The 20,781-nt window shown below is 43.3% G+C and carries 18 protein-coding genes and 1 riboswitch; of the genes, 14 read left to right on the forward strand and 4 right to left on the reverse strand.

Features of this window, described 5'->3' with window-relative positions:
• Window positions 1–8: 8 nt before the first annotated feature.
• Complete coding sequence (gene glgA, locus MARME_RS05535; RefSeq protein WP_013660274.1) at window positions 9–1,439, reverse strand: glycogen synthase GlgA; 1,431 nt, start codon at window positions 1,437–1,439, stop codon at window positions 9–11.
• Between the two features lie 95 nt (window positions 1,440–1,534).
• Here glgA and glgC point away from each other — a divergent pair, with 95 nt between their 5' ends.
• The 11 genes from glgC to MARME_RS05590 all read left to right on the forward strand — a co-directional run bounded on the left by glgC (window position 1,535) and on the right by MARME_RS05590 (window position 15,018).
• Window positions 1,535–2,785, forward strand: a complete 1,251-nt coding sequence (gene glgC / locus MARME_RS05540; RefSeq protein ID WP_013660275.1) for a glucose-1-phosphate adenylyltransferase — start codon at window positions 1,535–1,537, stop codon at window positions 2,783–2,785.
• 518 nt (window positions 2,786–3,303) lie between these two features.
• Window positions 3,304–4,500, forward strand: coding sequence for a methyl-accepting chemotaxis protein (locus MARME_RS05545; RefSeq protein WP_013660276.1), 1,197 nt, complete (start codon window positions 3,304–3,306; stop codon window positions 4,498–4,500).
• Between the two features lie 18 nt (window positions 4,501–4,518).
• Window positions 4,519–4,794, forward strand: coding sequence for an STAS domain-containing protein (locus MARME_RS05550; RefSeq protein ID WP_013660277.1), 276 nt, complete (start codon window positions 4,519–4,521; stop codon window positions 4,792–4,794).
• A complete protein-coding gene (locus MARME_RS05555; RefSeq protein WP_013660278.1) occupies window positions 4,787–6,451 on the forward strand; it encodes a SpoIIE family protein phosphatase in 1,665 nt (554 codons plus the stop codon). Before MARME_RS05550 ends, MARME_RS05555 begins: the two co-directional genes overlap by 8 nt.
• The gene (locus tag MARME_RS05560; protein WP_013660279.1) at window positions 6,448–6,813 is read left to right on the forward strand and encodes a response regulator; all 366 of its coding nucleotides are present in this window, start codon (window positions 6,448–6,450) and stop codon (window positions 6,811–6,813) included. The genes MARME_RS05555 and MARME_RS05560 overlap by 4 nt, the downstream gene beginning before the upstream one ends.
• Window positions 6,814–6,948: 135 nt before the next feature.
• Window positions 6,949–9,138, forward strand: a complete 2,190-nt coding sequence (locus MARME_RS05565) for a chemotaxis protein CheA (protein WP_013660280.1) — start codon at window positions 6,949–6,951, stop codon at window positions 9,136–9,138.
• Complete coding sequence (locus MARME_RS05570; protein ID WP_013660281.1) at window positions 9,125–9,628, forward strand: chemotaxis protein CheW; 504 nt, start codon at window positions 9,125–9,127, stop codon at window positions 9,626–9,628. Before MARME_RS05565 ends, MARME_RS05570 begins: the two co-directional genes overlap by 14 nt.
• Window positions 9,629–9,649: 21 nt before the next feature.
• Window positions 9,650–12,535, forward strand: a complete 2,886-nt coding sequence (locus tag MARME_RS22780; RefSeq protein WP_013660282.1) for a methyl-accepting chemotaxis protein — start codon at window positions 9,650–9,652, stop codon at window positions 12,533–12,535.
• Between the two features lie 2 nt (window positions 12,536–12,537).
• Window positions 12,538–13,344, forward strand: coding sequence for a CheR family methyltransferase (locus MARME_RS05580; RefSeq protein ID WP_013660283.1), 807 nt, complete (start codon window positions 12,538–12,540; stop codon window positions 13,342–13,344).
• 19 nt (window positions 13,345–13,363) lie between these two features.
• Window positions 13,364–13,975, forward strand: a complete 612-nt coding sequence (cheD, locus tag MARME_RS05585) for a chemoreceptor glutamine deamidase CheD (protein ID WP_013660284.1) — start codon at window positions 13,364–13,366, stop codon at window positions 13,973–13,975.
• Window positions 13,975–15,018 (forward strand): protein-glutamate methylesterase/protein-glutamine glutaminase, encoded by a 1,044-nt coding sequence (locus MARME_RS05590; protein WP_013660285.1) that lies wholly within the window; start codon window positions 13,975–13,977, stop codon window positions 15,016–15,018. The genes cheD and MARME_RS05590 overlap by 1 nt, the downstream gene beginning before the upstream one ends.
• A gap of 21 nt (window positions 15,019–15,039) precedes the next feature.
• Here the strand turns inward: MARME_RS05590 and MARME_RS05595 are convergent, their stop codons facing one another.
• Both MARME_RS05595 and MARME_RS22055 read right to left on the reverse strand, forming a co-directional pair.
• On the reverse strand, window positions 15,040–16,401 hold the full coding sequence (locus MARME_RS05595) for a PepSY-associated TM helix domain-containing protein (protein ID WP_013660286.1): 1,362 nt from the start codon (window positions 16,399–16,401) through the stop codon (window positions 15,040–15,042).
• A gap of 280 nt (window positions 16,402–16,681) precedes the next feature.
• Window positions 16,682–17,032: a hypothetical protein gene (locus MARME_RS22055; RefSeq protein ID WP_013660287.1), complete on the reverse strand. Its 351-nt coding sequence runs from the start codon at window positions 17,030–17,032 to the stop codon at window positions 16,682–16,684.
• A 242-nt stretch (window positions 17,033–17,274) separates the two neighbouring features.
• Window positions 17,275–17,557, forward strand: a riboswitch (cobalamin riboswitch).
• Window positions 17,558–17,590: 33 nt separating this feature from the next.
• On the opposite strand from MARME_RS22055, the gene MARME_RS05600 reads away from it, so the two are divergent.
• Window positions 17,591–18,265, forward strand: coding sequence for an energy-coupling factor ABC transporter permease (locus tag MARME_RS05600; RefSeq protein ID WP_013660288.1), 675 nt, complete (start codon window positions 17,591–17,593; stop codon window positions 18,263–18,265).
• A 252-nt stretch (window positions 18,266–18,517) separates the two neighbouring features.
• Window positions 18,518–18,862 carry a hypothetical protein gene (locus tag MARME_RS05605; RefSeq protein WP_013660289.1) on the forward strand — a complete coding sequence of 115 codons (345 nt, stop codon included), beginning with the start codon at window positions 18,518–18,520 and terminating at the stop codon, window positions 18,860–18,862.
• Window positions 18,863–18,873: 11 nt separating this feature from the next.
• Here the strand turns inward: MARME_RS05605 and MARME_RS05610 are convergent, their stop codons facing one another.
• Window positions 18,874–19,776 (reverse strand): TraB/GumN family protein, encoded by a 903-nt coding sequence (locus MARME_RS05610; RefSeq protein WP_013660290.1) that lies wholly within the window; start codon window positions 19,774–19,776, stop codon window positions 18,874–18,876.
• Window positions 19,777–19,986: 210 nt separating this feature from the next.
• Here MARME_RS05610 and MARME_RS05615 point away from each other — a divergent pair, with 210 nt between their 5' ends.
• Window positions 19,987–20,616 (forward strand): riboflavin synthase, encoded by a 630-nt coding sequence (locus MARME_RS05615; RefSeq protein WP_013660291.1) that lies wholly within the window; start codon window positions 19,987–19,989, stop codon window positions 20,614–20,616.
• Window positions 20,617–20,781 lie beyond the last annotated feature (165 nt).

The following is a 20,781-nucleotide window of genomic DNA, read 5'->3' on the forward strand; positions in this document are numbered from 1 at the left end:
ACTGTTTTTTAGCGCAATAAGCTATGGTAAAGCGCTTCCCATTTGTCTGTGGTTTGCTCCCAGCTGAAATCGTAGGACATGGCTGAGTGTTGAAGTCTGCGCCAGTGATTTAAATCGGAGAAAACAGACATACATCTGTCCAAACAGGCCTGTAGCGATTGCGCTGTTGCATCGTTAAAAACAAAACCATTTGCGCTATCGCCTTCTTCAAATACCGTATCCGCAAGCCCTCCTGTTTTTCTTACCAGCGGAAGTGTTCCATATTTCAACGCGTACAGTTGCGTTAAGCCGCACGGCTCGAATCGGGATGGAATTAAAAAGACGTCGCTTCCGGCTTGTACTCGATGAGAGTAGGCTTCGTCATACCCTATGCGGACATGTACTTGATTTGGGTATTGAGCCGAAAGGTCTACATAGGCTTGTTCTAACGCTTTGTCGCCAGAGCCCAAAACAATTAATACGCCGCCTCTATCTAAAACCGAAGGAATAGCGTCAAGCACTAAATCTAAGCCTTTTTGCTCCGTTAATCTTGATACGATGCCAAAGATAGGTTTACTCGGGTCTTCGGGAAGGCCACATTCTCTTAATAGTGCGAGTTTGTTCTCCAGCTTGTCTTCGATTGAGTTGATGCCGTAATTCTTTGCTATATAGGTATCTTTTGCAGGAGACCATTGATCATAATCTACACCGTTTAAAATACCATGAAGCCGGTCTTTCATAGAGCGAAGAGTACCATCTAGGCCATCGCCATATTCGGGCGTTAAAATTTCAGCAGCGTACGTTGGGCTGACGGTGGTCACGGCATCGGCAAAAACAAGTCCTGCCTTTAATCCAGAAAAATTTCCGTAGAACTCCATTCCGTGAAGGGACAAAAGGTCAGATGAAAGACGCATTGTTGCCCACTTGCTCATGTTAAAACTGCCGTTGTAGCGCAGATTGTGAACGGTGGTTACGATAGGGATATGATCTGTTTTCCAGCTTGCTAAATAAGCCGCCGCGAACCCAGTCTGCCAGTCATTTAAGTGCAGTATGTCGGGCTGCCATCCCATCAGAGTGCCGTATTGAGAGAGCATTGCGCTTACCCAAGATAAGATACCAAATCTCAAGTGGTTATCTTCAAAATCGTTGCCGTTTGCGTCTAAATAAGGACCGTGCTCTCTTTCATACATGCTTTGGCATTGAACGAGATATATCGGCGTATCAGAGTCTTGTATACAGGACTCCAACAAAATTATATCGCCGACGCCAAACGGATTTCCAAGATTGGTGCTATTATGAATAGGAGCAACTTTATCAAGTATGCTGTTATAGGCGGGCATGATCATTCGGGCATCATGCCCCTGTTTGCGTAGCGCGACAGGAAGTGAGCCTGCTACATCGGCAAGTCCGCCAGTTTTGATAAGTGGGTATATTTCAGAGGCTGCGAATAGTATCTTCATCTTCTTAAAGGTATCTTATTGATTCGGCGATAGTATAAGAGTATACCTAATTAGGAAAGATAGTAGAGTTAGCCTAACGCATTTAAGGGTTAAATATGGATTTAAATACTGCTCGAATGAAAACCCTCTCGCTAATCTTGGCCGGAGGGCGCGGTTCCCGTCTTAAACAACTAACTGATAATCGTTCTAAACCTGCAGTGCCTATCGCGGGGAAATATAAGATTATCGATTTTCCTCTGTCTAACTGCATTAACTCTGGTATGCGTAAAATTGCCGTTCTCACGCAATATCGTTCACATACTTTAAATCAACATGTCCAACGAGGTTGGAATTTCCTGCGTTCAGACTTCAATGAGTTCATTGAACTTTGGCCGGCACAACAGCAAACAGGAAGTGACTGGTATCGGGGAACCGCCGATGCGGTGTACCAAAACCTCAAGATGATCAATGAATCTAAAAGTGAATACGTTTTGATTCTTGCTGGTGATCATGTTTATAAGCAAGATTATAGCATCATGTTGAAAGAGCATATCGAAAGCGGGGCGGATGTTTCTGTTGCGTGTATTGAGGTGCCAGTAAATGAGGCAGATCAATTCGGTATTATGCACGTTGATGAAAGCGACAATATCATCGCGTTTGAGGAAAAGCCGTCTAACCCTCCGACTATGCCTGGTAATCCTAATGTTTCTCTTGCCAGTATGGGGATCTACTTATTTAACGCGAAGTTTTTACAAAGCCATCTTCAGGTTGATGCAGAGAGCCTAACGTCTAGCCATGACTTTGGTAAAGACCTGATCCCGTATTTTGTTGGTTCAAGTAAAATTAAAGCGCATCACTTTAGTCGAAGTTCTATTCCAAATGAAAACTACCCAGATCGAGCTTATTGGCGAGACGTGGGTACGTTAGCAGCGTATTGGGAATCGAATATGGATTTGACAAAGTTGGTGCCTGAGTTGGACTTGTATGATGAAGGTTGGCCAATTCGAACTGCTCAATACCAGAGGCCTGCTGCTAAGTTTAATTACAACTATGAAGAACGCATTGGGACGGCATTAAACTCTGTCGTGTCAGCGGGTTGTATTGTGTCAGGCTCGACCGTAGAGCAATCGATTTTGTTTAATAATGTCAGGGTAAATTCTTATTCACATGTCAAAAAGAGTGTGATTTTGCCTGGTTGTGATATTGGCCGTCATTGTCGTCTAGATCGTGTCATTGTCGATACCGATACGAAAATACCTGAAGGCATCGTGATTGGCGAAGATGCCGCGTTAGATGCGGAACGCTTTTATCGCAGCAGTGACGGCATTGTGCTGGTCACGCAGGAAATGATAAACGCTTTGCTATAGTGCTTTCAGCGGATACGTATTGTCTGCTGATCATTGATTGTTTCAATAACTTTTTTTGAATGTGCTTTTTCTGATGGAGGCATCGTTAACAAAGTTTCAAGTTGTTAATGATGTCTCTGGTAACTTTTCTCTTTTTCTACATTTCTCTGCTTTAAGCTTATAAATTTAGCGCATAGCGTCATAAAATTTCGCCATGCAAGCCTTTCTATTTTTCTCCAAAAGCCTCTGGATAAGCAATATATAAGCGAAATCTAAATAAATTCGCATATTTGGTTTGAGCCTTTGTCAATCTCGGTCTACGTTTAGAATAGATCCATGAATCGCGCATCGAAGTATTCGATAGTAGTTCTGCGAATGGCATTATGTAGGATTCAAAAGGACTGAAAATTGGCTCGTGCTAGTAAGGAACGAGCGTAAAGAGGGCGTCGTAAATTCGGTATATTGTAGCCGGTGGAACGACGCTATTAGCACCTCTTACTATGTCATAACGCTTAAGATGGAACCTAAAGGATGTTTATATGTTTCCACATGCTTTCGTATTTATTAGTGGATGCGCGCTTGCATTGTTTCTGAACTTTTTTGGCTACAGTTGGTACGCCATTGTATTGATTGCAGTATCTGGCCTGCTGACATTCTATCTGTTGAGTAGAAGCAGTGCGACGTTTGGTTACGCCTCAGAGAACGGTCTTGCGAGCACATCAGAAAGAGGATCTCACTCTGATGTGGGTGATAATCATGTGCCTGAAACTAGCGATATGCAAGAGCGTCGCGACCGCGTTGTCCACGAAGAAATCCTTCCCATACTCACACTCTGTTCCGATGACCTGGAAAAAGTACTCAGTACGCAAGAGAGTGCGGTTCAGTTGCTTTCGAAGTCTTTCGAAGAGGTTAATGAGTTGATGTCGACGCAATCCGATTGTATTCAATCACTGATTGATGACAATCGAAGTGAGGGCGACAAAATGTACAGTGATGTTATGAGAGAGTTTGCTGCTCATACGTCCTCCACACTCGATAAATTCATAAACTCAACGGTTGAGATGTCCGCGTCTTCCATGGAGTTGCTAGCGAAAACATCGCAAATCAACAATCAAATGCCAGAAATCGTAAAAGCGCTAAAAGACATTGACGACATAGCAGAACAAACGAATTTACTGGCACTGAATGCCGCGATTGAGGCCGCCAGAGCGGGAGAAGCTGGGCGAGGTTTTGCTGTCGTCGCGGACGAGGTTCGGACGTTATCGAATCGGTCTGCAGGGTTCAGTATCGATATTCAATCTCGACTAAATAAGATGCAAAGCCAAATATCGGACTTAACCAAATCAATGGAAAAGCTCGCAGCTCATGACGTTACTTACATAATGGAAGCCAAAAAGAGCATGCGCACCGCGTTGGATCATATTATTGAAAAGGCCGAATCAGACGCTCACGTTTCATTGAGGCTAGGAGGTTTATCGGGTCAGTTAGAAGAGGCATTTTTTGGTGCAACAAGAGGGCTTCAGTTCGATGACATTAACTCTCAAAACGTGAAATACGTGGTGGAAACGTTAGGTTTTATTGTTGAAAGCCTAAAAGGATTCCATGAACTCACTTCTGTCGATGAGCTAGAGGCTTCGTTGAAGGAACGACTTACCGCGATCAAAGAGCAAACGAGTAAACAGTACAACCCTGTTTCTCAAGAAAATATAGAGAGCGGTGAAATCGACTTATTTTAAAATAATTAGGAGGAAGAAATGAGTGATTTTGTGATACGGATACCAGAGAGGTTTGATTTTAGTACCCATAAGTGGTTTACCGCAGAATATGAAAATGGGGTGCAATCTGGATCCACTGTAATACTAGACTTTTCAAATGTGCTTTATGTTGATTCTTCCGCTTTGGGGATGATGGTTTTATTGTATCGTAAGCTGCATGAGTGTTCTAAAAAGGGAGTTATTAAGAACTTAGACGGTACGGCAAAAGATATTTTGGATATGGCAAATTTCAAAAACCTATATCAATATGAATAGACTATATTCTGCACTTGTTTTAGAAGAATCAAGAACGACACGACGCCTTATAAGCGGCGCATTGGAATCCGTTAATATTGATGTCTATTCGGAAAATACTATCGAGGATTTGTATAGTGCTATAAAGAATAAAGTGTTTGATATATATATATTTGATGCGGATCTAAAATACGACCTTCTTTTCAGTTTTGTTAATTATCTATTTTACGAAAACAGCGATGCAGTCGTTGTTCTTGTTTCTGAGGAATATGATGGGAAGGAGATTGGACGTTTTTTTAAAATAGGAATTAGTGATTTTGTCATTAAACCAATTGATTACGATATTTTTAAGAATAAAGTCGTTAGTTTACTGCGAAACGTAAGTAACAGAAAAGAGTTGATTAATGCAAATTCAAATTATGCAAGGTTAATGGACGAGAAATATCAAGAAGAAAAACTCGCATTTTATGTCTACGACCATATTTTATCGACCCAGCTCACGAATATAGAAAGTGTGGATAGTGCTCACTATTCTCATGGACGATTTTGTGGCGATATTTTAGTGTCAGCTCTGTCACCTTCTGGTTCAATTTATATTATCTTGGCCGATGCAACAGGGCATGGAATGGCGGCTGCTCTCACTATCTATCCATTGGTATCAACCTTTAATGCGGTCGTTTCAAAGGGTTTTACGATGTCCGCTATTATCAATGAGATCAGCGCAAAGCACATTCAACTGATTCCCGGGAACCGATTCGTGGCGTCGATTATTATCGAGGTCCGACCGATTCAGGATGACATTCGTGTCTGGAACGCGGGTATGCCAGATGTGTTAATGATGAAAGGAAAGGCTATTTCTAAACGCGTAAAGTCGTCCAATATGGCTATCGGCGTGTTGCCCGCCGATAGTCTGGATAAAAATATTGAAACCATTCCTATGTCAGATTTTACCCATCTAATCATGATGAGTGACGGCGTCATTGAAAATAAAGAAGTGAATAACAAGTTGATGACTTTTTCTGATGCTTATCACTATGTTTCAAATTTACCCCTTGAGTCTGAAACGATCATTTCACATATGAAAATGCTTGATAAAGGCTGTGATGAAGATCTTGATGATATGACGGTGTGCATTATAAATATAGAAGGGGTGAAGGAATATTTGGATTTATCCTCGGATACGGTTGATCCGGTTTACGGTGATTTCAAAATTACATTTTCTTTGTTAGGGAATTCTATCAAAAATGAAACTTTACCAATTAAAGTGGCCGACTTTATAGAGTCCCAAGGGCTCGTTAAACCGTTTTGTCAGCGAGTTTTTACCGTGGTTAGTGAGTTGTATTCAAACTCTGTGGAGCATGGAGTATTAGGTTTTGATGCAAAAAATAAAATTAGTGACTATGCTTTATTTATGGAAGAGAAAAAATCAAAACTTTCATTGTTAGGTAGAGAAGATAAAGTCGAAATTACATTTGAATGGAATGAACTAAAACAGTCTTTGTTTGTAAATGTTTATGATACAGGCAGAGGTTACCAGTTAGAAAAAACAGAAACTTCATTTATCGACTCGTTAAATGGACGTGGCCTTAAATTATGTAAAAAACTCAGTGATCAGTTTTTTTATGATGAAGAGCTTAATACTACGAAAGTGATGTTTAGATACAGAGAGGGATTATGAATAAGAATTTATTGGTTGTTGATGACTCTCCTTCCGTTCGTCAAATGGTAGAAGCAACTTTGAAGGGCGGAGGATATCAAGTAAAAACGGCGAAAGACGGGCGTGAAGCATTAGATATTTGCCGTACTACCAAATTCGACTTCGTTCTAACAGACCAAAATATGCCTAATATGGATGGGTTAACGTTAATAAAATCACTGCGAGCGATGTCTGCCTACGCCCGAGTACCGCTTATTGTATTAACCACAGAAGCGAGTGATGCTATGAAGGCGAAAGGTAAAGCCGCAGGCGCGACTGGATGGATGGTAAAACCATTTGATCCTAAAAAGCTGTTAGAGGTCGTTGCAAAAGTGGTTCGATAGTTTCGAAGGCCACATGATAGCCAGATAGCCAGATAGCCAGATAGCCAAACAGATAGTCACCGAGGAGTTTAACACTGAGGTTGAGAAACAACAGGACGTATCCGTTGTGTTTTTTAGCGTCGTTAGGGAATAACTATGGATGATATGAATCAGTTTACTGAAATCTTCTTTGAAGAAGCGCAAGAGCATATTGATGCAATGGAGACTCTATTGCTTGCTTTTGATATAGAAGAGCCTGATATCGAAGAGCTTAATAGTATATTCCGAGCGGCGCACTCTATTAAGGGTGGCAGTGGTACGTTTGGTTTGCATGCCATGACGGGGGTGACTCACGTCATGGAGAATATTCTTGACTCCGCTAGAAATGAAACACTGAAATTGGATGACCTTCTGATTACTGTGTTGCTTGAAACGGTCGATGTTTTAAAAAACATTCTCGACGCTTACCGCTTTAGTTCCGATATTGATTACCCAGAGATAGAGACGGCTAAGGCAAAATTAGAGCAAGAATTGGAAAGGGTAAGCGGCAGCTCTTCTGATAATGTATCAAACACTATACCTTCGAATATTGCACCTTCAAATACTGCACCTTCAAATACAGACAGCGGTGCTTTAGATTCCAGCGATTCATCGATTAATAAAGAATTAGAAGACGACGATGCGTTTGGCTTTTTTGATCAAACTCTGGAAGACAGCGAAGATCCCGGTTTTGGACTTTTTGAACCGCTATTAGCGCAAAGTAAAGACAATAGCGAAGAGCATCAAGGCGTCGATTCTCATAACTCAGAGGATGCTGAATTCGAGGATGTTTGTTATGGATTCTTTAACGAAATAACGGAAGAAGAAGCTAAGAAAAAACCGTCGTCACACGATGACTCTGCGACCGACATAGAAAACGGAGAATCTAAAGGGTACGGTTTTTTTGAAAAGGTCGATGAGCAACCCTTATCAAGTGATCAAGAAGCATACGGTTTCTTCGACAATCTCAACGATTCTTCTGCTAATCATGACGTTTCGGCGCCCAATTCTTCAAATAGCCAACAAGCATCGACTGCTTCTACGCCGCCGTCAGCTCCTGTCTCTAAAGGTGTAAAAAACCAAGAGAACGTCAAACAAAGTAAAAATACCGGAGAAGCGACCAGTATTCGAGTGGAGACGACGAAAGTGGATAAGCTCGTCAATTTAGTTGGGGAGCTCGTCATCACGCAGTCGATGCTCAAGCTTATTGGTAACGACGTTCAAGATAGCCTTTTGGAAAAAATGCAAATCGCCATTGCTGAATTAGAGCGTAATACGCGCGAGATTCAAGAAGCCGTAATGTCGGTTCGAATGCTCCCAATTTCAACGGTGTTTAATCGTTTCCCTCGGTTAGTTCGAGATCTATCTAAAAAACTCGATAAGCAAATCGAATTGGTGGTTGAAGGCGGCGCGACTGAAATTGACAAAAACTTGATCGAAAAAATTTCGGATCCCTTAACCCATCTTATTCGAAACAGTGTTGATCATGGTATAGAGCTACCCCACGAACGAGAAGAAAAAGGTAAGCCTGCTAAAGGTTTGGTGACATTGTCTGCCAGCCAACGTGGGGGGGAGATTGTGATTGAAATCCGGGATGACGGTGGCGGTTTGAACAAAGAAAAAATTCTTCAAAAAGCCGTGGAAAATAACGTTAGCCTGCCTGATCCACTGACTGATTCTGCGGTATGGGGGCTTATTTTTGCACCCGGTTTCTCGACCGCGTCTGAGGTAACGGATGTCTCTGGGCGTGGTGTAGGGATGGATGTCGTCCGTAAGAATATTGAATCACTTGGTGGGCGAGTGGATATCTTCTCTGAAGACAATGTAGGGACAAAATTTCAAATTAGCCTGCCTCTTACTCTGGCGATTTTGGATGGTATGTGTATTCGCAGTGCGGAACAGGTTTTTGTTTTACCGCTCACTAACATTGTGGAAAGCCTTCAACCAGAAAGCAGCCAGATTCGAATCATGAAAAATAAGCCTTTGCTCTGGGTTAGGGAAGAATACTGGCCGTTAGTGGATTTGGGGCATGTATTGGCTGATGAAGAGCCAGCGAAAGACCTGACCGAGCACATTGTCGTTTTGGTTGAAGCGGCAAATAATCGGTTTGGCTTAGTTGTTGAGGGTTTATTGGGTCAACAGCAAGTCGTGATTAAAAGTTTAGAGCGGCATTATAAACGTGTTCAAGGTGTTGCTGGCGCGACGATTATGGGGGATGGGAGTGTTGCATTGATACTCGACGCGGACTCTCTAACAGGATTTGTCAGCCAACCAACGCCGGAGGAAAGAGCTTATGTCATTAATTGAATTAGACGTAATCAGTTCGGCCCTTACTGAGGAATTTCTTACGTTTGTGCTTGGTGATGAGACGTACGCGCTCGATATCATGGCTGTAAAAGAAATTCGAGGCTACGAGGACTCGACTAAGATAGCAAACGCACCAGACTACATAAAAGGGGTCATTAACCTAAGAGGGGATATTGTCCCCATCGTTGATTTGCGAATCAAATTTGGGATAGGTGAGCCTATTTATAACGAGTGGACCATTGTCATTATGTTGAATGTAGGTACTCGGATTGCAGGAATTGTGGTTGACGCAGTGTCAGATGTTGTTGCGTTGAACGATGAAGGAATAAAGCCGCCTCCCGAGTTTGGTACTGCATTCGACAGCCGCTATTTACGTGGTCTCGCAACGGTTGATGACCATATGGTCATTATCGTAAACATTGATGAACTCATTTCAAGTGATGAACTCATTTCAAGTGATGAACTAGGCCTCTTTGATGCCGAACGTTAAGGAAACATAGGAGCACATACTATGCAGTGGATGAATAACATTAAACTCTCTCGCAAGTTCGTGTTGCTTGGCATTTTGGTTGCCATCAGCGTTGGCGTGCCGATTAAGTTTTTGATTGAACGAGAGATGTTGATATTCGAGAAAGCGAATAGCGAAATCTTAGGGGTTGAGCCGACCAATATGCTCTTGGAGTATGTGAAATTACTGCAACAACATAGAGGAAAGTCGGCAATATTCCTCAATGATGTTAGCCGATCAAGTGCTGATATTGATCAACTAGGTCAGAAAATTGATGCGTTTCATGTGACCGTATTGCAAGAAATGAAAACCCAATTCCCAAATTCCCCGATCGTGACAGATGTTGAACATCTTAAGGTGAATTTTGACCAACTTAGAAGTGAAGTCCGATCTCGCGCGGTTACGCCATCTGAGTCTTTCTCGTCGCATACTGGCTTAGTTATGCAGGCTGTTGCGGAAGATATTCCGTTTGTACTTGAATATTCAGGACTTATGTTTGATTCGTCTAAGGAAACGGCCTACCTGACGACGGCTTCTAAGTTAAATTTGCCCTTATCGATTGAAGGTATTGCACGACTTCGTGGTTTTGGTAGCGGAGCGCTTGCTTCTGATTACGTCACACAAGAGCAAATTGGCAAGGTCATTTCTGCGTTAGCCTTCATTGAGGCACCTCATATCGAACTACTACACAATTTAAAAGCGGCTTACGATTCAACAGGGGATCCGCGAGCGAATGAATTGTATCGAGAAGCGAAGGTAATCGATGAAGATTATCAGGCTCTGCTAGACATCGCGCAAACCTACGTTATGGTCGAGGGCGTACCTAACTACAGTGCAGAGTCATTTTTTGATAACGCGACGGTTGTGATTGATGAATTGTTCCTGTTAAGTCGACATTCTTCAGATTTAATGAAAGAGCTTCTATTAGAGCGCGTTGAACATGTAAAAGTGGAGCTGGCTACTAGCCTTGGGATTGTATTTGGTTTTCTTATACTCGCCGTCGTTGCGTCCGTCTTTATTCTTCGAAATTTAAATGTGGCGCTGTCTAGTTTGAGCGAGGCGGCCCGGTCTGTGGCGAATGGTGACTATGAAGTGGCGCTCAATAATACTCGCAAAGATGAATTTGGCCTATTAAATCAATCTGTCGTTGATATGAGTGAAAGCTTGCATCAAGGAGAACTGGAACGCGAAGCTAACCTTAAAGAAATCGCGGATCGTCTAGTGGAAACCACACGGGTCGAGCAGGCTTTAAATGCTGCGGGCACAAATGTCGTTATTGTGAGTACTGAGCGCAAAGTCATCTACGCCAATACTTCAATGAAGAAAATGCTAAAAAACGCTGAGCTCAGTTTACGTGATGTGATCTCTGGTTTTGATGCATCCGCAATCGTTGGTCAGAGTATTGATGTATTTAATGTGTCGGGTCAGCAAACAATCTTACCTGAAACTCTAAACTCACCGTACGAGTCTAATCTTGAGCTTGCAGGTATGCACTTTAGAGTGTTTGCGAATCCAATTTTCAGTCAGGAAAATGAGCGCATAGGATCGGTTGTTGAGTGGCTAGATCTTACAAGTGAAGTCGAAGCACAAAATGAAATTGGCTCAATTGTTGGGGAGGCCGCACGAGGAAACTTTACCGTTAGAGCGAAAGAAGAAGGCAAGCATGAATTCATGTTGTTTATGGCGCAATCGCTGAATAAATTAATGACGACGGCCGATGAAGGTTTATCGGATGTAACTCGTGTATTAATGGCGCTCTCAAATGGTAATTTGACGGAGAAAATTACCCAAGAATATGAAGGTCAATTTAATGATCTTAAAACGTATTGTAATCAAACGAGCGAAAACTTGGCGAGTATGATTGGCGAGTTAAGGTTTGCGGCGGAAACCATCAACGTTGCGGCTTCAGAAATTGCCCAAGGGAACTCGGATCTTTCGAATCGAACAGAAACTCAAGCCTCTAGTTTGGAAGAAACCGCGTCCAGTATGGAAGAAATTACGAGTACGGTGAGACGTAATGCAGATAATGCGTCTGAAGCGAATACGCTGGCTTCTGAGGCCGCGGGCGTGGCTATCACAGGGGGGGATTTGATCCATCAAGTCGTTGAAACTATGACGGCAATTAATGAGTCCTCTCAGAAGATTTCCGACATCATTGGTGTGATCGATGGCATCGCCTTCCAAACAAATATTCTGGCATTGAACGCCGCAGTGGAAGCCGCACGTGCAGGTGAACAAGGGCGAGGCTTTGCTGTTGTGGCATCTGAAGTACGAACCCTTGCACAGCGTTCCGCCAATGCGGCTAAGGATATTAAAGCGCTTATATCCGACTCGGTTTCTAAAATTGCCGATGGCAATGAGCTGGTGGGACAGTCTGGTGAAACAATGGGGCAAATCGTTGATTCGATTAAGCGAGTAAACTCTATCATGACGGAGATTGCCGCGGCTTCTACACAGCAAGCGGCAGGCGTTGATGAGATTAATCGTACCATTTCTCAAATGGACGAAATGACCCAACAAAATGCGGCGCTTGTGGAAGAGGCTGCGGCGTCTGCCGAGAGCATGAGATCTCAAGCAAATGGTTTAGAACGCCAAGTGTCTAACTTTACGTTGGATTCCAATGCCGAGTCTAATGAACGCGTTTCGTTTGCGGGAGATGAAGCAACCCGAAAAGCGTCGTCTTCTACGCCAGCAAGGCACTTGTCTAGTTCAAATTCGCATAACGCTAGTCAGTCCACTTCAAATGCTCCCCGTGTAGTAGCAACCGCACCTAATAAAGGGGCCAAAGCGGCGATGCCTTCACCTAAAGCTCATACCTCAACCTCAGGGTCTTCAGCCGCAATTACGGCTGGCGGTTCGATAAGTGAAGATGATTGGGAAGAGTTTTAGCAATGTGTTCATTGAAAAGGGAGTTTCATTACACACAGGAAGATTTTCATCGAGTGCGACTCTTGCTCAAGGCCATATCAGGGATTAATTTGGTTGAGACGAAAGATTCCATGGTTTACAGCCGATTAGCGTCTCGTGTTCGTTATCTAAAAATGAAAAAGGTGTCAGATTACCTTGCCTATATAGAGCGCGATGCTGAGGAGCTTGAGCATTTTGTCAACGCGCTCACAACGAACCTAACGTCTTTCTTTCGAGAGCCTCATCATTTTGAGCAATTGACTCAGTTTGTGCGTTCTGGCGAAAGTGTTAATCGGGTATGGAGTGCGGCATCGAGTACAGGCGAAGAACCTTATTCTATTGCTATGTCACTCGTTCGCTTGTGGGACAAGTTTGATATTCCCGCTCGAGTTGTTGCATCTGATATTAATAGTCATGTACTCAAAGCGGCAAGTGAGGGGGCGTATCATCTAGATAGTGTGGAATCAATTGAGGATAAACAGCGCTTTTTCTTAAAAGGGAAAGGTCGATGCGAAGGCATGGCCAGAGTGAAGCCTGAACTGAGGGAGCTAGTCGAATTTCGTCAGATTAATTTATTAAACGATGAATGGCCGATTGAGGAAGAGCAAGATGTTATTTTTTGCCGCAATGTCATGATCTATTTTGAAAAAGAACAGCAGGAAGCTTTGTTGGTTCGGTTATTGACTAGGCTACGCAAAGGCGGAATGTACATAGCAGGCCATTCTGAAAACTTCTCTCAGTTTACCAACCTGATGTCACCATTAGGGAACACATCATATATCAAGCGCTGAGTGAGTGTGAGGAGTGGTTATGCAATCAGGTTCTGAGGTTGATCATTTTGCTACGCATCGGTTCTTTGATTCTCGTTTTAATATGGAAACCGTGAAGGTACTCCCTGGAGAATTTTATGCCAGCGGTAACGATGAGATGGTGACCACATTACTAGGGTCTTGTGTCGCTGTTTGTTTATATGACGAAGAAGCGCATGTCGGTGGCATGAACCACTTTTTGTTACCGGAGCAGGAGCAGACAAGTGAGTTTCTTTTGTCTACCTCAGCACGTTACGGCGTTCATTCAATGGAATTGTTGATTAATCATCTGATTAAAATTGGGGGAAGGCGGAATCATTTGTCAGCGAAGGTCTTTGGTGGGGCAAGTGTTTTAAGCTCCAATATATCAAATGTTGGCGAAAATAATGTGAGGTTCACAAAGTGCTATTTAAACAACGAAGGGATTCCGGTAACAGGATTGGATGTCTATGAAGATTGTCCGCGACGTGTGAACTTTTTTCCAGCGACAGGGAGAGTGTTGATGAAACGCCTGAAGCCTCGAAAAGACAATAAATTAGTTGAGCAGGAGCTGGGATATAAACGATCAATCTCCAGTGATTCGGGCTTTTCTGGCGATGTGGACCTTTTCTAATGATTAACCCGTCAAACAATACAAAAATAAAAGTCTTAGTAGTGGATGATTCGGCCTCAATTAGAAGCTTATTGTCTGACATTATAGAGAGAGACTCTGAGTTGATTTTGGTCGCAGCAGCAGCGGATGCATTTGAAGCAAAGGAAATGGTGAATGTCCACAAACCGGATGTAATCACCTTAGATATTGAGATGCCAAAAGTTGATGGTTTGCGCTTTTTAGAGGTGTTAATGAAAGCGAGGCCGACGCCTGTTGTCATGATTTCCACGTTGACGAAAGCCAATGCGGATGTGACGCTGCGAGCGCTTGAGTTAGGTGCCGTGGATTACATTGCAAAACCTGTCATCGCCCAAGAAGAGTTGTTTAAAAAGTACTGCAATACTATTCTTCGTAAAATTAAGGTCGCTGCGAAGGCCAATGTGCTCAATGCTTCTAAGGCATTGTCACACGTAAGTCGCCTTAATACTGCGGCATCAGCTAAGCGGATTGTGGCCATTGGTGCATCTACGGGCGGAACCGAAGCGATTAAAAGAGTGTTAGCCAGCTTACCCCCAGATAACTTTGCAGTGCTTATCACGCAGCATATGCCTCCAGGGTTTACGACGACGTTTGCTGAACGTCTCAACTCTATTTCAGGTTTTACGGTCACGGAAGCGAAAGGTAATGAAAATGTATTACCGGGCAATGCTTATCTAGCGCCGGGTGATCAGCATTTGTCCGTTATTCGTCGAGGCAGTCAATTGGTGACAAGGCTTTCGTCAACGGAGAAAGTGTCTGGTCATCGACCGTCGGTTGATGTGCTGTTTGATTCAGTAGCGTCCGAAGTTCAAGATAAAGCCATTGGCGTTATCTTAACGGGAATGGGGCGAGATGGGGCAGACGGTTTATTGTCTATGCGTTCTACTGGCGCCTTTACGGTAGCGCAAGATGAAGCGTCTTGCGTGGTTTTTGGAATGCCTAAAGAAGCAGTAAAACAGAATGCCGCCGTTACGGTTGTCTCGCTTGATGAGATTGCTAACGTCATCGTTAACAATCTCAAGTAGGGCAGTTATCTATCGAATGCGTTACTGATAGACTGTTTTCAACGGTGGTATTAGACGCGTTAGTAGCTGGTCAAGCAGTACGACACTAAACATAGCGATCGCTGCCAATGGGAACAATAACGCAACCGGCATTAGCAGCCATACTGCGTGTTTCCAACGAGATAAGTCTTTTGGTTTTGTGGGGGCATGCAATCGAGTAGATTGACGTGGGCGGCGTTTCCACCACATTATTGCACCGGTGACGCACAACAAAATCACTCCTAGACAAAACGCAGTACAAATAGCAAGGTTCCACCATCCCCATTGTCCCATATGCAATGAAATGCCAACGGCCATGGATTTGGCGAACCAGCTATAGTCTGCATAGCCGACATCCGCGAGCACTTTACCACTGTACTGATCGAAGTGGACTGTTTTATCTTTCGTGCCATCTTTTATGTCTTTTCCCATCGAGGACGCTGTAGCGGTATAGACGCCCGTTTCGCCTTGAGGAAAATGAACCTGAAATTGAGTAAAGTTGAGGTCTTTTGCTTTCTGAATGACTTGATCCAAACTGATCTGTGTTGGCAGAGTGGTGCCGTCTTGAGGTTCTGACACAGGTAATTTAGATTGCTCAAGTCCCCATGGAATTTGTTTGACGCCTTTCACGTTTAGATCAGTGTGAGTGAGTGTCGATGAGACACTCGATGCGCTTTTTTCCATGGGAAAAGAACTCCAAGACTGTGTCAGCTTTTTCCCCCAAACGTCGGTCCACGCTAAACCTGAAATACAGAAAAAAACCAGAAGTAATGCAATCCAAACACCCGTAACAGAATGCAGCTCCTTCCAAAAGCCTCTGCCTTTTTTGGATTGAATCTTAAGTCCGTTGAGAAGTGTGTTTTTACCCGTTGGCCACCAAAGGTATATACCACTAATGATAAGAAGGATTGTGAAGCTGACTGCAATTTCAATCATCCAGTCCCCAGTTAACCCCATCATAAAGGTACCGTGTGTATCGTCTGCCCAAGCATACAGTGAGTGTGTGATGCTTAGGTCTCCCAGTACTTTACCTTTATAGGGATCAACGAATACGGAGAGCGCTTCGCCGTCTTTGATGACTTGAAAGCGGGTTGCTTCGTTTGTGTCTTTAGGGAGGTAGAAACGTTTTACCCAGCTATCAGGGTAAGCGGATTGCACCAACAGTTTTTGATCCTCGAATGAGATGGAAGTACTTGCATTACTTTCTACATAATAGAGGTCTTGATTTTGCCAGCGTTCGATAAAGGGAGAATACAACATAATCAGACCCGTGATTGCGAGCATGATCAAGAAGGGAACCGAGTATAAGCCAGCATAAAAGTGCCAGCGCCACATAGACATATAGAAGGACTTTGTCGTTTTCATAATTTGCCAAAAATAAGATTAAAAGTGTACTGAGCCATAGAAACCTAATGGGTAGGATCCTCGGGGCACATTGGGGCCTGCTAATTGAAAAAATACAGTTAGCAAGCTTAAGCATTTAATTAGGTATTGATGGAGGAAAGTCACTGCCCGCGTGTGGCCATGAAAACGGCTATGGCAATTAGCTTCAACGGCCATTCGTTCCTATGAAAAATAGATTTCCATAAAAACGATTTCCATGAAGAAAACAACTGCGACATTGCATGTCGGACGAGTGATGTTCCTAGGCGCTTATGGTCGGCGGAGCTCGAGCGAAGTAAGGGCGTCGTGCCTTGTTTTGTGGAAGAGATAAGGGGTCTGAAAAGTAATTGACCGACGAATATGAGACAACGGGTACGAAGACGGATTGGAGTGTGTTTAAGGCAAATTGAACACAAACACAGCCTTTGCCTGTATGGTTAGATTGGATCTGAGGCGTATCTGCCCCAGTTTGATCGTAGACCGTAATCGTTTGGACGCCGAGCACCGTACACAGCTGTATTTGGCGTGCACCCGACTCACCCACACCATTGATAAAAGGTATGGCGAAGTAGGCTAACCAAGAGATGAGTACGAGTGGGTAGAATTGACGCATTAAGACCAAAGTTGTTAATACAAAGTTTTAAAATAGTGGCGCTGTAACGATAAAACGATGCGAACTATACCTAAGGTGACTGCGATGGTTCAAATACAAATATAAATATAAGGTGGGATAAGGCGGGCAGTAGAGCATCGCTCGAAAGGCTGTAATTTTTTGCATGTTTTCAGTGAATGAATTTCATGACTCAAGTATCTAAATGATTCATGCTCAAATTGTATATTAAGATACAATTCCGGTTCATTCTAAATCGATGAGGTGTTCTGAGAAGACTAAAAGTCTGTTCTTCGCAGAATGAAAAGGGAAGAACGTGAGCTCAATGCAATGAGTGATCCGTTCACTGCCCCCGCAACGGTAAGTACCATATGGAAGTTAGCAAGAAGGCGACCACTGAGCCAATCACAGACGTTGATTTGTTTGGGAAGGTGGCCGACTTAAGGTGTTATTTATTTCGCCTTAGTAGGCAATTCGATTGTCAATGCTGTACTGAGTCCGGAGACCTGCCTTATCACTCATTCATTAAGTCTTACGGGGCGTAAGATAGGAGAAAATTGTATGCATATTGAACCGGGTTTGGTTAACGAAGCGAAAATCGTATTAAGTTACGCGACGGCAGTTGGCGCGTTCGGGTATTTAGGTAAAGAAGCTTGGCTTTCGATAAAAGAGCGTGGTGCAGTATCGGTTGCTGCTCGTTCGCTGTTAGCCACGTTACTTGTATTCTGCTTTTTTGAAGTGCTGCCGCATCAAGCGGTGGGGGCTTCTGAGGTTCACTTAATTTTAGGCTCAACACTGTTTTTAATATTAGGCTCTGTGCCAGCTGCTATTGGTTTGGCAATGGGCTTGTTGATACAAGGTGTATTCTTCGCTCAGTTTGACCTTCCCCAATATGGGATGAATGTCACTACCTTGCTTGTGCCATTATTTGCAATGGCGGCGATCTCCAGTAAAGTCATTAATCGAGAGACTGCTTATGTCGACATTAAGTACGCACAAGCGTTGCGACTTTCGTTGACTTATCAAGGCGGAATCATTGCTTGGGTGGCATTTTGGGCATTTTATGGTCAAGGCTTTGGTGTTGGGAATTTGTCTTCGGTAGCAAGTTTCAGCGTTGCGTATTTATCCGTTGTACTGATTGAGCCAGTTGTCGATTTGGCGATTTTAGCCGCAGCGAAAACAGCGTCTAAATTTAAAGACTCATCGTTACTGAACACTCGACTGTTTAACGCGTAGAGGTTTTAATGCTTAGACATCCAGCCTCAAATAAGCCTGTTTAGCTTAATTACATGGATCTTGAGCAGCGGTTGGAGCTGTTCAAGATCCATGTATTCCTCATTTCACCATAGGAAATTTAGTGTTTTCTATGGTATTCAACTCTAAATTTGCTCTATATCAAGTCTGACTCAGGTTGGCGCACGTACTTCTTGTTATCCATGTGAATTAGTCTAAAACTAAAGCATCATTTGATAAAAGAGGAGGTTGGAAATGTCAGATCTTGTGGAAAATGCCAGACGACAAACCATTCGTTCTATTAAAAACGAGCTTAAAAAGTGGCGATCTGAATTGAGTGAGCAAACTGAAGAGCGTTTAGTCCTAGAACACTATTTTGACCTTCGAAGTGATATCCCCTTTTTGGCTCCCATTGTCAAAGATGAACAGCATCCTATGGCAAGCGGCATTGAGTCATTACTCGAATCTTTTAGAAATGTATTGGCTTATTCATATCGGCTTGGCGGCCTTAATGTTTCGTTGGTGTCCTATCAAAGGAAGCTCATGAGTGTGGTTCTTGAAGCTCGACAGAATTTTAAAGAATCGCTATCTACTCTCTGAGAACAGAGGGCCTAGTTCCTTTGAATATAGAACCCTTTCTGTGTAAGGAGCTGTATAACGCTGTTTGGGCCGCTAAGGTGCAGCGCTCCCACAACGACGAAGGTGGTGGTTGGCAGGGTGTTCGGCTGATTAAGGTAGATGCCAATGATGTCTGCCATATGCTGGTTTCTGTCGTCCAGTAGGGAGGTCATCATGGGCGCTACACTGGGAGTCTTTTCAACGTCGCTGTAAACAAACTGGTACAACTCATCATCTTTTCCTCCGCGCCACAGACTCGTCATCGTTGGTAAATACGACTCATCGTGCAAATCATCTAGACTTATGGTTAAGGCGGCAAGCTGTGCGTCAAAGGGGACATCCGCGATGGCGGATATTTGATCATTTAGCGATTCTAATTCTAAGATCGGCATATTTTGAGCTTTCGCTTGAGTCAAAAAGTAGTTGTCTACCCCAAAAGCGACGTCGTAGCCTGACTCTTTGATTTGGTATTGTGTCAGATTCTCGATCAACATCCAGGGTCTTGTTTTTAGCAGCCTTGTATACGGTGTATTCGTTAGCGCACTGATTTCTTTTAATTGAGCTAGGTGTTTTGTAGATAAAAACTGATCCAAGCTGCGGCCTTCTTTTAGCCACATTTTTGATTGAACGAGCTGTTGAGCTTCGTAAGGATCTATTTCGTTTGGGTCCAATTCAACAGCAAGGCGTTGCGATTGTTTAAATGCGTTGAGTAAATTAGGTGGCAGCGGGTAAAAATCCTTAGACAAAGCGTGAATGGAACCCGCAATAAATACCGTATTTCGCTGGTATTGAGCTTTCCACAAAAAAGCTTTGTACTCTGCCGAAAACGCAGAAAAACTGAAAAAGCATAGGTTTAATAAAGCCATTAGCTTGAAAATAGAGTGCATCGAACGCATTAAACTATCCATGATCCTGACTTGTATTATTTTGGGAGGTTTGAATACCACTTCCCAATTAAGATAGAGGTTATCCCCGAAGGTTGTGGATAACCCTATTGGTGACTCATTAATAACTCTCTACAAGCTAGATAGGACGTGCGTTTTAGGGGGGATGATTATTTCTTCCCCACACGTCGATTAACTTGTAATAATAATCTGGAGCTAAACATGTTTACTGGTATTGTTCAAGGGGTTGCGACGGTTCTTGCAAGTAAAAGCAACGGTCGAAATAAAAAATTGGACATTCATTTTCCGGGTGGATCCATGCTCAATCAGCAGTTGGGCGCCAGTGTTGCAGTTAATGGGGTCTGTTTAACGGTTGCAGAGATTCAGCAAAACGTTTTGTCTTTTGATGTTATTGATACGACATTGGCATTGACGAACATTGGCGAGCTTGAGTCGAAGGATTTAGTCAACTTTGAGCGGGCGGCGCGAATGGGAGACGAGATTGGCGGACATGTTATGTCGGGTCATATTTTGACAACGGTCATAGTGTCTAACGTAGAAAAGATCGAAGAAAGCGTACACATTCGTTTTGCCGTTGCACAAGATGACATTGATGCTCGTCGTTATTTGTTCGATAAAGGCTATGTCGGCTTGAATGGTTCTAGTCTCACGATATCGGCTATCGGTGATGATTGGATAGAGGTTTCACTTATACCCGAAACGTTGCGCTTAACAACCTTTGGAGCCTTGCAAAAAGGTGATCGCGTGAACCTTGAAGTTGATGCGCACACTCAGTCTACTGTTGATACAGTCGAGCGCGTGTTAAAGCAGCGGGGCATTGTTTTACCCTAAATATATTTAAAAGTAAGGTGTCAATTCTTATATCAGGCGAGCCCACGGAGAACCAAGTCGCGTCGTTGGAAATTTCTTATGTCTCTCTTACGTTCATCGAATGAAGGGTTCGCCTTAAATAAATGGTTTATCTATGTGATTTTGGGTAGAATGCTCGCCAAATTC

The organism is Marinomonas mediterranea MMB-1 (genome assembly GCF_000192865.1).
GTDB lineage: Bacteria > Pseudomonadota > Gammaproteobacteria > Pseudomonadales > Marinomonadaceae > Marinomonas > Marinomonas mediterranea.

Coding starts and splice junctions, on each gene's coding strand:
- MARME_RS05590 (WP_013660285.1), top strand. CDS start 13,975: ATGATTAACCCGTCAAACAATACAAAAATAAAAGTCTTAGTAGTGGAT.
- MARME_RS05565 (WP_013660280.1), top strand. CDS start 6,949: ATGGATGATATGAATCAGTTTACTGAAATCTTCTTTGAAGAAGCGCAA.
- glgA (WP_013660274.1), bottom strand. CDS start 1,439: ATGAAGATACTATTCGCAGCCTCTGAAATATACCCACTTATCAAAACT.
- MARME_RS05555 (WP_013660278.1), top strand. CDS start 4,787: ATGAATAGACTATATTCTGCACTTGTTTTAGAAGAATCAAGAACGACA.
- MARME_RS05560 (WP_013660279.1), top strand. CDS start 6,448: ATGAATAAGAATTTATTGGTTGTTGATGACTCTCCTTCCGTTCGTCAA.
- MARME_RS05550 (WP_013660277.1), top strand. CDS start 4,519: ATGAGTGATTTTGTGATACGGATACCAGAGAGGTTTGATTTTAGTACC.
- MARME_RS05595 (WP_013660286.1), bottom strand. CDS start 16,401: ATGAAAACGACAAAGTCCTTCTATATGTCTATGTGGCGCTGGCACTTT.
- MARME_RS22780 (WP_013660282.1), top strand. CDS start 9,650: ATGCAGTGGATGAATAACATTAAACTCTCTCGCAAGTTCGTGTTGCTT.
- glgC (WP_013660275.1), top strand. CDS start 1,535: ATGGATTTAAATACTGCTCGAATGAAAACCCTCTCGCTAATCTTGGCC.
- MARME_RS05615 (WP_013660291.1), top strand. CDS start 19,987: ATGTTTACTGGTATTGTTCAAGGGGTTGCGACGGTTCTTGCAAGTAAA.
- MARME_RS05580 (WP_013660283.1), top strand. CDS start 12,538: ATGTGTTCATTGAAAAGGGAGTTTCATTACACACAGGAAGATTTTCAT.
- MARME_RS05570 (WP_013660281.1), top strand. CDS start 9,125: ATGTCATTAATTGAATTAGACGTAATCAGTTCGGCCCTTACTGAGGAA.
- MARME_RS22055 (WP_013660287.1), bottom strand. CDS start 17,032: ATGCGTCAATTCTACCCACTCGTACTCATCTCTTGGTTAGCCTACTTC.
- MARME_RS05545 (WP_013660276.1), top strand. CDS start 3,304: ATGTTTCCACATGCTTTCGTATTTATTAGTGGATGCGCGCTTGCATTG.
- cheD (WP_013660284.1), top strand. CDS start 13,364: ATGCAATCAGGTTCTGAGGTTGATCATTTTGCTACGCATCGGTTCTTT.
- MARME_RS05600 (WP_013660288.1), top strand. CDS start 17,591: ATGCATATTGAACCGGGTTTGGTTAACGAAGCGAAAATCGTATTAAGT.
- MARME_RS05605 (WP_013660289.1), top strand. CDS start 18,518: ATGTCAGATCTTGTGGAAAATGCCAGACGACAAACCATTCGTTCTATT.
- MARME_RS05610 (WP_013660290.1), bottom strand. CDS start 19,776: ATGCGTTCGATGCACTCTATTTTCAAGCTAATGGCTTTATTAAACCTA.